The 13,971-nt window shown below is 40.6% G+C and carries 15 protein-coding genes; 8 read left to right on the forward strand and 7 right to left on the reverse strand.

Features of this window, described 5'->3' with window-relative positions; all coding sequences use genetic code 11:
* Nucleotides 1–12 precede the first annotated feature (12 nt).
* Nucleotides 13–1,284 carry a TolB family protein gene (locus tag NYE23_RS08715; protein ID WP_341077116.1) on the reverse strand — a complete coding sequence of 424 codons (1,272 nt, stop codon included), beginning with the start codon at nt 1,282–1,284 and terminating at the stop codon, nt 13–15.
* Between the two features lie 229 nt (nt 1,285–1,513).
* On the opposite strand from NYE23_RS08715, the gene NYE23_RS08720 reads away from it, so the two are divergent.
* The 4 genes from NYE23_RS08720 to NYE23_RS08735 all read left to right on the forward strand — a co-directional run bounded on the left by NYE23_RS08720 (nt 1,514) and on the right by NYE23_RS08735 (nt 4,655).
* A complete protein-coding gene (locus NYE23_RS08720) occupies nt 1,514–2,743 on the forward strand; it encodes a CNNM domain-containing protein (protein WP_341077118.1) in 1,230 nt (409 codons plus the stop codon).
* Between the two features lie 191 nt (nt 2,744–2,934).
* A complete protein-coding gene (locus NYE23_RS08725) occupies nt 2,935–3,084 on the forward strand; it encodes a hypothetical protein (RefSeq protein WP_341077121.1) in 150 nt (49 codons plus the stop codon).
* Nucleotides 3,085–3,296: 212 nt separating this feature from the next.
* Nucleotides 3,297–3,932, forward strand: coding sequence for an FMN-dependent NADH-azoreductase (locus tag NYE23_RS08730; RefSeq protein WP_341077124.1), 636 nt, complete (start codon nt 3,297–3,299; stop codon nt 3,930–3,932).
* Between the two features lie 123 nt (nt 3,933–4,055).
* The gene (locus NYE23_RS08735; RefSeq protein WP_341077125.1) at nt 4,056–4,655 is read left to right on the forward strand and encodes a YdcF family protein; all 600 of its coding nucleotides are present in this window, start codon (nt 4,056–4,058) and stop codon (nt 4,653–4,655) included.
* Between the two features lie 44 nt (nt 4,656–4,699).
* Here the strand turns inward: NYE23_RS08735 and NYE23_RS08740 are convergent, their stop codons facing one another.
* Nucleotides 4,700–5,128, reverse strand: a complete 429-nt coding sequence (locus NYE23_RS08740) for a cell wall hydrolase (protein ID WP_341077126.1) — start codon at nt 5,126–5,128, stop codon at nt 4,700–4,702.
* 109 nt (nt 5,129–5,237) lie between these two features.
* A complete protein-coding gene (locus tag NYE23_RS08745) occupies nt 5,238–6,380 on the reverse strand; it encodes a CAP domain-containing protein (protein ID WP_341077128.1) in 1,143 nt (380 codons plus the stop codon).
* Nucleotides 6,381–6,605: 225 nt separating this feature from the next.
* Between NYE23_RS08745 and speD the strand changes: the two genes are divergently transcribed.
* Nucleotides 6,606–7,427, forward strand: coding sequence for an adenosylmethionine decarboxylase (speD, locus tag NYE23_RS08750; protein WP_341080664.1), 822 nt, complete (start codon nt 6,606–6,608; stop codon nt 7,425–7,427).
* Between the two features lie 83 nt (nt 7,428–7,510).
* Nucleotides 7,511–8,524 carry a DUF3231 family protein gene (locus tag NYE23_RS08755; protein ID WP_341077129.1) on the forward strand — a complete coding sequence of 338 codons (1,014 nt, stop codon included), beginning with the start codon at nt 7,511–7,513 and terminating at the stop codon, nt 8,522–8,524.
* Nucleotides 8,525–8,579: 55 nt separating this feature from the next.
* Here the strand turns inward: NYE23_RS08755 and NYE23_RS08760 are convergent, their stop codons facing one another.
* Nucleotides 8,580–9,515, reverse strand: a complete 936-nt coding sequence (locus NYE23_RS08760; RefSeq protein ID WP_341077132.1) for a MerR family transcriptional regulator — start codon at nt 9,513–9,515, stop codon at nt 8,580–8,582.
* 296 nt (nt 9,516–9,811) lie between these two features.
* On the opposite strand from NYE23_RS08760, the gene NYE23_RS08765 reads away from it, so the two are divergent.
* The gene (locus NYE23_RS08765) at nt 9,812–10,564 is read left to right on the forward strand and encodes a C39 family peptidase (RefSeq protein ID WP_341077134.1); all 753 of its coding nucleotides are present in this window, start codon (nt 9,812–9,814) and stop codon (nt 10,562–10,564) included.
* Between the two features lie 43 nt (nt 10,565–10,607).
* On the opposite strand, the gene NYE23_RS08770 is transcribed toward NYE23_RS08765, so the two are convergent.
* Nucleotides 10,608–11,672: an AbrB family transcriptional regulator gene (locus tag NYE23_RS08770; RefSeq protein ID WP_341077136.1), complete on the reverse strand. Its 1,065-nt coding sequence runs from the start codon at nt 11,670–11,672 to the stop codon at nt 10,608–10,610.
* Between the two features lie 137 nt (nt 11,673–11,809).
* Here NYE23_RS08770 and NYE23_RS08775 point away from each other — a divergent pair, with 137 nt between their 5' ends.
* Entirely contained in the window at nt 11,810–12,100 is a 291-nt protein-coding gene (locus NYE23_RS08775) for a hypothetical protein (RefSeq protein ID WP_341077137.1), read from the forward strand.
* 42 nt (nt 12,101–12,142) lie between these two features.
* Here the strand turns inward: NYE23_RS08775 and NYE23_RS08780 are convergent, their stop codons facing one another.
* Nucleotides 12,143–13,222, reverse strand: coding sequence for a hypothetical protein (locus tag NYE23_RS08780; RefSeq protein ID WP_341077138.1), 1,080 nt, complete (start codon nt 13,220–13,222; stop codon nt 12,143–12,145).
* On the reverse strand, nt 13,215–13,781 hold the full coding sequence (locus tag NYE23_RS08785; protein WP_341077141.1) for a sigma-70 family RNA polymerase sigma factor: 567 nt from the start codon (nt 13,779–13,781) through the stop codon (nt 13,215–13,217). Before NYE23_RS08785 ends, NYE23_RS08780 begins: the two co-directional genes overlap by 8 nt.
* Nucleotides 13,782–13,971 lie beyond the last annotated feature (190 nt).

Below are 13,971 nucleotides of genomic sequence, written 5' to 3' on the forward strand. Positions count from 1 at the left end.
GAGCGATTCCATTTAGGAACCGCTTTTTTGACCTCTGTTTTCATAAAATGAATATTGTTCAACATCTTTTGCCCATAGCTTCGCATGTTTTCCGCTAAGCTCAGCAATCCATAAGTCGCCTTTTGGCTCTGCAAGCTTTTTTCTGACCCATGTTAATTTACCGGCTGTCTTTAGGTAAAGAGGATTATAATCTCCAATCGAATTTTTGGGATAGGTGATTCTCGTCTGCTGGGTCTTGCTGAGCTGAATCAGACAGAGTGTTGGTTCGGGCCGCCTTTGCGGATCATTTGACCATTCACTTTCATCCACGCGTGAGGCAACCAGCCTTTCATTATCCACCCAGGTAAAGCCCATTTCTGCGAATTTAGCAGGGGTAAGGTTCATCGTATTAAAAGCAGGCAATTCAGCCACCTTCAATTTTTTGTTTTTGAATCCCATCACAATTCTGCCCCCGCCCGCAATGTAGCCCAATAAATTCCTGCCAGGCGCCCACTTGGGAACGTCAATATGAAGGATCATCTCATCAAGAACTTCAAAGTTTTTCCCATCAGGAGAAATGACGCAGACCATATCACTGTCCATAGACAGCGATGCCGTTGGACTTACAATGAAAGAGACCCATTTCCCATCAGGTGAGAATTCAAATGTTGTCGCGTTAATGGACATGATGGTAGCATTGCCGTTGCCTATTTCCTTAGGAATCGTGAAAAGAGGCTTTACATGCTGGGTCAAATTCATATTTTCAAGTTCTTCGGGCAGCTGAACATTATAAAGAATAGGGCTTGTCCAGCCATCCGGCTTTAAGACGGCGCTTGAAGATAAAATAAACCCTTTCCCATCAGGATACCAATTATAATCATCTACTCCTAAAGCAATATTATAGAATTGATCCAGATCCGATATGTTTAAGACACCATTGCTGGTAAAAGCAATTTTATAATCGGAAGGTGCCCATTTGGCATTTGCACCACCTTGAAAAATCCTTTTATGCTTCTTTGACTTTACATTGTATACCCATATCTCTATGCTGTTTTCCATATCAGGCGAATGGGGTTCCTGCGCTTCTTTTTCATAAAGGAGCCATTGGCCATCATAGGACCACTTTGGTGTATTCGTGAATTTGCCAGGTTCAGCAGTAATCTGTTCTTCAACCGCTCCTGTCTTGATCAACAAATAGCCATTTCGTATAAAAGCTGCCTGCAATTGATTTTCTGCCGTATCACCCCATGCATCTGCCGGGATAATAAACATGAAACAGCAAAGCAGCAAAATCAGTTTGCGCATATAAGATTCATCTTCCTTCAAGTTATTTAATCATGCTTATTATGGGCAAAGAGAGTTATTTTATTGAAAGTATTGAAAAGAGCACCATGAAAGAAAGCTTTATATTTTCGATATGATTTCGTTTACTTTATAATGATCGAATAGCAGACAAAATTGCCCAGCTCTGTTTTTTCGGATGCTAATTGGGTAAAAACATTTACAAATGGATTAAAAATGGAGGAAATAAACTTTGTTCATTGCTATTTTGTTTTTTATGTTCATGTCCTTTTTCCTGTCGGGAAGTGAGACTGCCTTAACGGCTGTTAACAAAATGAAATTAAAATCGAGAGCAGACAATAATGATAAGAAATCACAAAGAATTTTGGATATGGTTTCGAAGCCTGATGAGATGATTACATCGATATTGATTGGCAATAATATTGCTAATATCATGCTGCCTACTCTGGTTACCATAATTGCGCTTGATTATGATTTCAATGTAGGGGTGGCAACGGGTATCCTGACTGTGGCACTAATCTTATTTGCGGAAGTTCTGCCAAAGTCCATCGCAGCAAGCTTTGCCGACAAAATTGCTTATCTTGTATTTCCCGTCATTCGAATTCTTATGCTGATCTTAAAGCCGGTGACTTTTCTAATATCCAGGTTCACGAGGGGAATTATTAAATTTCTTTCAAAAAATAATGGGAAATCAGTATCTGTATCCAAGGAAGAGCTCATTACCATGGTCGATATAGCTACAAGCGAAGGAACCTTCCATGAAGAAGAAACACAGCGGATAAAAGGGATAATTGATTTCTATAATTTAGATGTCAGCGATGCGCTGAAAACACCGCGAATGGAAATTGAAGGAATTCCATATGAAGCAACGATAGATGAAGCAAAGAATATAGTGCTTGATAATCGTTTTACAAGGTATCCGGTCTTTAAGGATAATATGGATAATATTGTTGGAGTTTTCCATGCTAAGCTTTTGCTCTCCTGGTCCAATCAGCCTGAAAAATCCCTGAAGGATTTTACTGACTTAGAGCCTTTATTTGTCTATGAATTTCATAGCATTGACAAGGTATTCAAAATGATGATGAAAGAAAGGAAGCACCTTGCCATTGTTCTTGATGAATATGGCGGGACTAAAGGCATCATCACACATGAGGATATCCTTGAAGCAATGCTGGGCCAGGAAATAGAAGATGAAACGGATGAAAACACTGAAGTGCTGATTGATGAGTTAACGGAGAACCATATTATTGTTCACGGCAAACTGGCAATCCGCAGAATCAATGAAGTTTTTAAAACAAAAATTCCCGAAGATGAAGACATCCTTGCCGGATTTTTACTAAAAGAACTGGGTCATTTTCCTGAAGAAGGGGAAACATTCGAATACCATCATCTGCATTTTGAAATAAAATCAATTGAAGACAACAGAATTAAGCTGGTCGAAATTAAGAAAAAAACCCCTTGATCTATTTGAGCATTATTTCCTGACGGGAATAATGCTTTTTTATGATCCATAAAGAAATCAGGATAAAACTAACAGCTATATGGGAACATTAGGTATAGGGAAGTAGATGAATAATTTTTATTTTTCTGAAAATATAGGTCCTTTTTAGTATATAATATAATAAAAATAATAAAATTCGGGGTGATCTTATCATGGAAAATAAGCCATTTCATTATGACGGAAGCGTACAAATGAATTATGAAAAAGACGGTGAAGCAAGCTCAAGCATTCCTTTTGAACTAACAGATGAAATGAGAAAAAATATCGGAACCAATCCATATTCAAATAAAGAACAAGAATAATTAAGGACTCAATTTGGGGTCTTTTTTTTTAGATTATCCATTATTTATTTTGGGTAAAAAAAATAGCATGAGCAAATCATTTGAAAATCTTTTTTGTTTTGAATATGATTATCTCGGATTAAGAATAAAATTGATCATACTGCAGGATGAATACATATTTTATTTCTGATTCAAACTAAATTGACAACTCAAAATGGAAAGGTGATAAAATTATGTCTCAGGTTTTATACATTACAGCACACCCTCATGATGATAAGGTGTCATACAGCATGGCAGCAGGAAAGGCGTTTATCGATTCCTACAAGGAAGCTAATCCTAATGATGAAATCGTTCATATTGATTTATACAAGGAAAATATCCCGGCAATCGATGTTGATGTTTTCAGCGGATGGGGCAAGCTTCAGTCAGGCAAAGGTTTTGAGGAACTGTCTGAAGATGAAAAGACAAAAGTTGGCCGCTTATCTGAGCTGAGCGAGCAGTTTGTTGCAGCCGATAAATATGTGTTTGTTACACCGCTTTGGAACTTCTCATTCCCTCCGGTAATGAAAGCGTATCTTGATTCAGTGGCTGTAGCCGGCAAGACATTTAAGTATACGGCTGAAGGCCCAATCGGGTTATTGACTGACAAAAAGGCGATTCACATCCAGGCTCGTGGAGGCATCTATTCCGAAGGGCCTGCAGCAGAGATGGAAATGGGTCACCGCTATTTAACAGTATTAATGCAATTCTTCGGCGTCCCTTCATTCGAGGGTCTGTTTGTGGAAGGGCACAATGCAATGCCTGATAAAGCTGAAGAAATCAAAGCTGATGCCATTGCCCGTGCAAAAGACAAAGCGAAAACATTCTAAACTAAAGCAGCGGATTTCCGCTGCTTTTTCTTTTTGACTAGGCATATATAAGGAGAGCTCTTGTCCAGAAAGAATAGTATAATACAGGAAGTTAATACGCTGGGAACGAAAGGGGGAAGCTTTGTGAAAATCTCGGAATTCAGCCCCAGCCATTTAAATGAGAATGATGTTTGCAAATTGCTTTACGATGGGATTGAGGATAATCTGCAAAAAGGGGATTTAATTTTTGTGCCTGGAAGCAGCAAAGCAGCAGAATATCGATTGCCTGAAGCGATCAGGATATATCAGGAAGGAAGGGCCAAAAAGCTGCTTTTGTCAGGGGGCGTAAAATGGCCTGGCAATGACATGACTGAAGCTGAAATGTTAATGAAAAAAGCCATTATGTACGGAATTCCTCGAAATGATCTCTTCATTGAAAATAGTTCTCTTCATACAAAAGAAAATGTGCTTGCCTCCATGCTGGTTATGGACCGGATGTGCGGGCTGGAGAACATCTCTAATATCATTGTTGTAACGGCTCCATTTCATATGAGGAGGCTGCACTTAACATTATTGACGTATATGCCAAAATGGATTAACTACTCTCTGGTATGTTCTGATGATGGTTCAACCGGGAAAGAGCAATGGAAGCAGCATCCATATGGGAGAAAAAGAGCGTTTGATGAAGCCGGAAAAATAATTGATTACGTAAAAAAGGGCATTCTGATCGATCAGGAAATTTAATGTCAAGGAAAATCCCCGCCAGTATCCAATTGGCAGGGATTCTTTTAAAATGTATTGTAAATATTCTCGCATTCTTCCGCTGTAGGTTCGTAAAAGCAATGCAGCTTAAATCTTCCGGCTAAGGGCTGATTGTACCATGTAGGCGGACATTCGCCGGGAGGCCTGAAATACCATAAAGAAAATTTGGATGGCCAGATCCGCTCACCCCGTACAGCCCTTCGTGCGAGTCTTTTCTCCACTTCCCTTGCCCTCTGATAAAAATAGCCTTTCTGAACAGCTTCAAATGCATGAGGCTGATAAATCATTTCAGGAATTGTGCGAATTCCAACGAAGTCAGAACAATTCCCCCTGATTCTATTGATCCCCACATTTCCCACCATTAGCATGCCCTGCTGGCCTTCTCCTTCAGCCTCTGCCCGAAGAAGGCGAGCCAGCAAATCTATATCCTGTTCGCGTGCCTTCACCACTGCCATTCTGTCTCACCACCGTTCCCGTAATATTAGATAGGCTGATATAGGGTATGCACAAGAGAGGGGGATGTGCTTTTAACAAGAGAAAAAGCTCCGGCAGAAGCAGGAGCTTTTAGTTGGCATAAAAATTTTCCGTATAATAAGGCTGCGATTTTGAATTAAAAGCCACACCAACACCCAAAAATTCATAATCCGCACGCAGAATATTTTTGCGGTGGCCAAGTGAGTTCATTAATCCTTCGTGAGCAAATATACTGCTGAATTGACCGGAAGCAAGGTTTTCTCCGGCTAACATAAATGAAACTTCATCCGCCTGCATTCTGTCGAAAGGAGAGAGGCCCTGCAGATTGGTATGGTCAAAATAATTGTTCTCTGCCATATCGCTGCTGTGTTTACGCGCCGTTTCCTTAACAGTATCATCCCATTCCAGAACGGGTACTCCATGATTTACTCTCTCAGCATTGGTAATATCAAAAAGCTGCCATTCAAATCCTTCCTTTAAAGCACTGCTGGCATTAGCATAAAAGGATTCTTTTTGCTCCTCAAGGGATTTACTGATTATCTGAATGGATGTGACCGTATTGTCACGATGCTTATCATAAAAAACGGATACGTAATTTCCGTCAAGTTCGTATAAGTCATAATCACGATTCTCTTCAAGCTGAAAGATGACAAAGTCTTTTCTCATTCTGTCCAGCGGCTTTCCCAGCTGCTGTGCTACGGCTGCCTTTGGCGTCCCGTAGGCAATCTCTTTTGTTGAAGAAATCAGATCCTGATTTGTATAGATGCCCGCTGCTTTTTCCTGCTTGTCATAAGCGACCATTACGAAATTTTGGTAGTCATCATGATAGGCATGCCAGTCTGTTCCATATTCATTCGCGGAGATACGATTCGAGGGACCGAGATTCTTTTCGATTTCCGCCTTATCATCACCTATTTCTATGTTATGAATAGAAAAGGTTTGTTCCTCAGGGGCTTCCAAAACCGGTTTTTCGGCTTTATCCTCCGGAGAAAGATTTTTTTCCCCGGTATATTGCCCGATTGTCAGGAGAAATTGATCTGCCCAGTTTTGGGCCTCTTCCATCACACCGGTAATTATATTCTGCAGATCCTTATTGTCTTTAAAAAGCTGAATATCCGTTTTTATATTATCCATTACAGTTCCTGACTTAGAATCATCTGCTGATTTCTCGTCCGGCTGTGAAAAGGCGAAACCGAGAAATAACAGGATAAATATAAATAAAAACTTCCTCAAATAATCTCCTCCCATGCACCTTTCAACCCAATATCAAAGGTATGCCCATTCATTATAAGATTTAAAAATCCAGAAATGCAAAACATTGCGGCCTTCCTTATTTTTCTACCCTGTTTGCTTATCTCTTTAACCGTGATTCGATATTTTCCGTTTTTAAATGGAAAGTTTGGGTAACATAATTATAAAAATGAAAATGAACAGATGCGCTGCAAAGGGGGAAGCATGTTGAAACTAACACCGGAACAAAGAATTGAGCTGCATGGGTTTAATAATCTGACGAAATCACTCAGCTTTAATATGTATGATATTTGTTATACGAGGACAAGGGAAGAGCGTGAAGCCTATATAGATTACATTGATGAGGAATATAGTGCGGAGCGGCTTACAAAAATTTTAAAAAATGTTTCCGATATAATTGGTGCCCATGTCCTGAATGTGGCACAGCAGGATTATGTGCCACAGGGTGCAAGTGTAACGGTCCTAGTATCTGAAGGGCCTGTAGTAGAGGTGCCGGCTGAATCTTATGATGAATCTCCCGGTCCGCTGCCGGACAATGTAGTCATGCAGCTGGATAAAAGCCATATTACTGTCCATACCTATCCTGAATATCATCCTGACGAAGGAATCAGCACATTCAGGGCTGATATAGATGTATCCACCTGCGGAGAGATTTCCCCGCTAAAAGCCCTTAATTACCTGATCCATTCCTTTGATACAGACATAATGACCATTGATTACAGAGTCAGGGGATTTACAAGGGACAAAGACGGGAAAAAACTCTATATCGACCATGATATCAGTTCGATCCAAAATTATATTCCTGATGAAGCAAAAGAAGATTTTGATATGATCGACGTAAATATTTATCAGGCACACACCTTTCATACCAAATGTAAAATAAGGGACTTCGATTTAGATAATTATTTATTTGGATACACAAAAGACAAGCTTGATCCCAAGGAGGCCGAAGAAATTACTGAGCGGCTTACCACAGAGATGGACGAGATTTTTTACGGGAAAAATATTAAACCCGGTTCTATAACGTGAAGGCTCCCAGATTAGGGAGCCTTTTGTCATAATCCCTCGAAATCAGGAAATGATAAAGAATAACGATAATTAGGGGGATTTGGATGGAAGAAAACAAGGTTCCTTTGACATCAGGTGAAATGGCAGTCTTATGGACGGGTTACCAAAATGACAGCATGTCATTGCCGCTTCTGGATTATTTTGTTAATTCGGTGGAAGATAATAAAATTAAACCCGTCATTGAATTCGCCCGTCAATTGTCAGACGGCCATATCAAGTTTTTGACTGATTTTTTCCAAAATGAAAAGTTTCCAACACCAAGAGGCTTTTCATCAGATGACGTTAATCTTAATGCTCAAAAGTTATACACAGATACATTTATGCTGGAATTTATTTTGCAGATGGCCAAATCGGGTCTGGTTGCATATGGCAGCTCTCTGGGCATGTGTGCCAGGAAAGATGTTAGAGCATACTTTATAAAATGCATAGATCAAACCGTTGAATTGTTTGAAAAAGCAACGGATATAGCCTTAGAAAAAGGAATTTATCTGAGAAGGCCATTTATAGATCTTCCGGCGGGGACAGACATGATTGATGATAAAAGCTATTTAAGCGGTTTAAATCCTTTAAAGAAGCCTCGCCCATTAAATGCGATTGAGATTGCCCATTTATCGTTTAATGTGGAAACCAACATGGTGGGTACGATGCTTGCTCTCAGCTTTTCACAGGCTGCCAAATCAAAAGAGATTATCAGTTATATGGAACGGGGGAAGGACATTTCAAAAAAACATGTGAAAGTGCTTAGTGCAAAATTGCTGGACAATGATATTCAAGCCCCTAATTCCGCTGATTATGCAGTAAAGGGAAGCGGCGATTCACCATTCTCAGAACGGCTTATGATGCAGCTTATGGCGTTTCTAAGTAACTTGGGATCAGGGAACTATGCAGCAGCAGCCTCCGCAAGCCAAAGAAGTGATTTAATCCTGAATTATGAACGTCTTTCTCTTGAAATCGCGCAGTTTGCCAAGGACGGAGCAGACATCATGATCAAACACAAGTGGCTGGAACAGCCGCCAGGTTCACCCAAGCGGAAAGAGCTGGCCAGAAGGCAAAGCTAGAACCAGGGGAATGAGGTTTCTCCTGGTTCCATGCATAAATCAGTATACATCTATCCTATTTCCAAAACTTCCACCATTTTTTCCCGGGTTCCTGTGCAGCAGCCGCGCTTCGGAAAGAAACAATCATATCCTGAAAAACATCTTCCCGCTGCTTTACCTCATGCCAATATTGCTCCCGCTCTTTATTAATGGTTTCGATATAAATTTCCCTGTCCGTATTTAATGTTTCGATCAGCGAGCTGATTTCGGTGCTGGTCACCTCGGCAGAAGAGGAGATATAATGGATCATGGTTTTGAACTCTTCAGAAGATGCTTCCGAGGATTCTGTCAGTTTGTTTGTCAAATGATGAATTTGATCGGAAGTACGTTTTGAACTCTTCGCAACTCTTTTCGAAAGAGTTCCGAACGCTTCGGAAGTATCTTCCGAAGTCTGCTCAATCCTCGCTGTCAGTGATTCAATTTCCGCTTTTGTTTTTTCGCCTGATTTATAGATTGAATCTGACAGGCTTTTAACAGTATGCAAAGATCCTCTGCTAATCTCTTTTTTCACTTCTTCTAAAACTTCCTTTCGAACGCCGCTGCGAATTTCATTTCTGACATCTGAAAGTAAACTGTCTCTGAAATTTTCCATCAAAGCCATGAACTGTTCCGCATCCATGACTGGCTCATGTTCTTTATGTAATGCTGTTTCCGGTTCTATTGCCGCCAATGCAGTTTCATTTGCAGGTGAAGCCGTTTCAGAAGCATAGTCCATATGTTTTTGCATTAATTCCCGGATCATTTCCTTGCTCAGGTTTTTATCGCGCATTTGCTTCACTTTTTCAAGCAATGCAATTTCATGGTCTGTATAAAAACGTGCTCCCTGTTTGGACCTGGGAATCAGCAAAAGTCCGTTCAAATCCTTTTCCCATTGTCTTAAGGTCCCGGGAGGCACGTTCAGCATTTTCGAAACCTCTTTAATTGTATAAGCCTTCATATATTGCGTATCCATTTAACTCAGCCCTTTCCAAAATAGATTCTGAATCATTCGGAAGCGGGTTCCGAATCAATTTCTAAATAACCTATTCAGCAAGGTATCCCTCTTTTTCCTGCCGCATGACAAAAGCTATCAAAACAAGACGATATTCATCAGAAAAAAGCAAATAACCGGCATTTTGACAAAAATCCTAAAAAATTTGCCAGTCATCAGAGGATTTGTCATATCCGCGAGGGTATGGCACAATGGTGGGGGAGTTTAGCAAGCTAGAATATTATGAAAACAGCGAAATGAAAAGGGAGCTTGATCAATTGGGTAATAGAATTATCGCCATGTCTATAGCAGCCGGAGTTGGATTGTCTCTGACTGTGGGTAGCATAAATATGGGGAGCAATGGTCACTTAAAGGATAAGGAAATTTACTATACAGCTGTTCCGCATGCGAAGGCAAAGCATGAGCCTTCTGTGAAGCAGGAAATTCAGAAGCAATCAGTGCTTTTGGATGTGCCATTGTACAATCAAATGGATCATCCGCGTTTATATAATGGATGTGAGATTACCAGTTTGGCAATGATTATAAGCTATGAAGGCATTAAAGTATCAAAAAATGACTTAGCACAGGAAATTAACCGGGTTCCGCTCAAGTATAGCGGAGGCGAATATGGAAATCCCCATGAGGGCTTTGTCGGCAATATGGAGAATGGTCCAGGACTGGGCGTGTATGAGGGGCCGATTTTCAAACTCGCGAAAAAGTATTTTTCTGATCGGGCTGAGAATCTGACTGGCAAGCCGTTCGATGTGCTGCTTGAAAAAGTGGCGAAAGGGTCGCCGGTCTGGATCATTACAACGGCAAGCCTGTCACCCGCCGCATCATTTGAAACATGGAATACACCGGGCGGACCGGTGGAAGTGACCTTCCAAATGCATAGCGTGGCGATAACCGGATATGACGAGGAAAATATCTATATTAACGATCCATATGGCACAAAAAATAAAAAGGTGCCTAAACAGCAATTTATAGAAGCCTGGGAGCTAATGGGGTCACAGGCTATTGTCATTAACTAGCATAATAGCACAAAAGAAGGGGCTGCAGCTTGCAGTCCCTTCTTTATTCGCTTGATGATCCTAATCTCTTAAACTTCAAAAAGATCCATTTTAAAAACGGCGGTACCACAAAGAATATAAAGAATAAGCGAAAAAGCTGATACCCTGTTACGATGGCAAGGTCGGCCCCGGTTTCATGGGCGATGATGGCCATTTGATCCATCCCTCCCGGTGCAAGACTCAGTAATCCGGTGGCAGGGGAAAGGTGAAAAGCGTACATAACCCAAATACTGAGCAGAACCGAACACACCATGAGAAGCAGGCCGCTTAATGCAGCAAGTGAAATCGTTTTAACCTTATTATCAAGCTTTTCAGGCTTCATCATCATGCCGATATGGGCTCCTATTAATAGCTGTGATAAATCCAAAACAGACGGGGGGAGCTGAGGCCCATTTATGCCTGAAATGACAAGGGCAGCTGTTCCTATAATTGGACCGAGAAGGTATGCAGTCGGAAGCTTCAGACGTTTGCTTAGGATAATGCCGGCAAAGGAAACAAGAGCAAAGAGGAAAATATCAGGGAATAAATCCCTCCATAAAGGAACAACGGCTGTAAATTCAGAACTGACTTCCATGTTCATCCATGGTCCGAAAACCAGAACAGGGATAATGAAGATAATCATAATCAGCCTAGCGACCTGCATAAAGGTAACAATTGTGATATCGATTCCTTTGACTTCCTCTGCCAGAAGAATCATTTGTGAAAGACCTCCCGGAATACTTCCGATCAGCACTGTTGGATAGTCGATGCCCATTAATTTCGCAATGAGAAGGGCAGAAAGTGCACTAAAGAGAATCAGGCAAACCGTAATTAGAAAAATAAAAGGCAGCTTCTGAAGGATAAGCAAAACCGCTTCCTTTGTAAAAGAAAGGCCGATGCTGTAGCCGACAATAATGATCCCGGCATCCCGAAAAGCGGCTGGCCAGTAAAATGGAATCCTGCTGAGCCGGCTTCCAATCATTACAGCATTCAATGCACCAAGCAAAAAGGCAACCGGAATATGCAATAAAGAAAATATCCCTGCACCTAATACAGCAGCAGAAAAGGTGATGAAAACATTTTTTTTCACGAAAAAACCTTCTTTTAATTAGATTACCTAAAGATATTTATACCATATTTGAACTATGAAGGAATTACAAGTTTTATGAAATGGTATGTTTTCATACATTTATAAAAGAGGCGGATATTTTTAAAGGGGGGACTACCATGCCGGAAAAACTAAGCCATTTGGTTTTCATCTTATCGTTTATATGCCTCGGTTTATTTTTGCTGCTGGGTTTTTCGCCTCTGTATGATCTTTACCTGCATAAAATAGGGAATCACCCATTTTCATTCCTTCTCCTCCTGACAATCCTTGTCTTCCTCGTGAGTATCATCATCTTGAAGAAAGTCCAAAACTGGCAGGCGGGATTTCATGTCTTATTTTCCATTATCCTCACGCTTTTTCTTTCATCGGTCCTGGCGATTATTGTGTTTTTTGGAAACCAATTCAGATAAAAGTAAAGAGCCTGCACCATTATAGGCACAAGCTCCGCCCATTTACTGAATTGGCATCCAGTCTACTTTCCATATTCCTTCGCTGTTTTTGCTAAGGCCGAAGCCAAACCCATCTTCTTCAGATATGGAAATATAAGCTGAAGAGTCATCGATAATGACTTCTTCCAGACTGGCGTTCTTCACTCGATGCAATAATGTCTGTTCTTCTGGTATAGATGCTGACCCGCTTATCGCATTGAGGTAATCATTCAAATCAGGAAACGGTTTTTCGATATCCGGATCATGGTTAAACAAAGCATATTGAGTATAAAAATCTTCAACTTCCTCTGCAAACAGGTATAGCTGGAATACTTCTGCCGGTCTTAAGCCCCTTAGGATCTCATCTGTCCCTCTTAAAGAAAATTCTTTATACACATGGTTTAATGGCTCTGGAAGGACCAGCTTCTTATCATTGTTAAGGGCCAGCTGGAATGGAAGAGTTTGCTTTTGCGGTTCTTTAGGCATAACCACTTCAACAGCTTCAGCCTGATGGACAGTGCCTTCTGCAGCACGATACCCGCCTATAATTAATGAAACATCTTCCTCTTTAATTGGCATTTTTACGCCAAATACCTTTTTCAGTTTCTCCTGATCGGCCTCATTAAAAGCTATTTTTACGTTTTTGCCATCCATAAGCGGCAGTAACTTTAAGGAATCATGATCAGGCTGAAAGTATACACTGTCTTCCTGAAAATACAGAGTGCCTGAGACTTCTGCTTTGCCTGTAAAAACTGCGGATAAGCTGCCATGTGAATCCTTCTCAAAACCATTCAATTTCCAGTTGTTCAGCATAGCACCGTCTGCAAGACCAGGATAAAAATCTCTATCTGCCACGGCAATCTCCTGTCCATTTTGCTTTGTAAAGACATATGTCTGATTTCCGGCAATCCCGGCAATTAATAGGACAAACCCGGCAGCTGCTGCAGCAGAAAGAAGTTTTGGAACATAGTCTTTTTTTCGGCCTTTAAGAGCAGAAGTGCCAATCCGGTTTATGACTCTTTGTTTTTCCTCATCAGTGAAAACAGAATCTTTCGTCCATGCGGCATTCACTGCTTTCTTTACTTCATGATTAAGATCAGCCATGCTGTTCACCTCTTTCTGAAGCGGATAAAATTTTCCTGACTTTTTCCTGTCCTCTGTACAGCCGTGTTTTTACGGTTGAGATGGGTATAGTAAGAGCCTCACTTATTTCAGCCAGACTAAAATCCTGATAATAATGGAGCAGAAAAACTTCGCGGTATTTTACTGTCAGTGATTCTATCGTTTTTAACAATTCATGATGTTCATCCTGTTCCAGAAATGCTGCTTCAGGATCTTTTCCTCTATCCTTTTTTAGAAGAAAAATCTTTTCATTCATGATCAAATTGCGATAATGCCAGCTTTTAAGGTAGTCCTTGCTTTTATTAATAGCGATTGTGAAAATCCAAGTTTTAAAGGAAGATCTTTGCTGAAAATGTTCAAGCTTTTCATACACCGTAATAAAGGTGTCCTGTGTTAAATCGCTGGCAGCATTCCAGTCTTTCACATAGCTGTATATTAATCTTTTCAGAACGGTTCCATACTCATCCATGATCATTTCCAGAACGAGGGCACGGTCCACTTGATCATCAATTGACCGTCTTACATACTCATCAATGCTCACATATCTGCCTCCTTGCTTAAATGCCAGGCTGCCAATTTTGGCTGCCCTTTATTTGACTGACAGTTAGACGACAGATACTGGAAAATCGCTTCATTTTTTTGGCATTTATTAAGATTATACATAAAAAGCGCAAACCATTTGGTCTGCGCCTGGATTATTTATTCACTTTTTTCCTAATTAAATAGTACCA

The sequence above is a fragment of the Cytobacillus sp. FSL H8-0458 genome, from assembly GCF_038002165.1.
Classification (GTDB): Bacteria; Bacillota; Bacilli; order Bacillales; family Cytobacillaceae; genus Cytobacillus.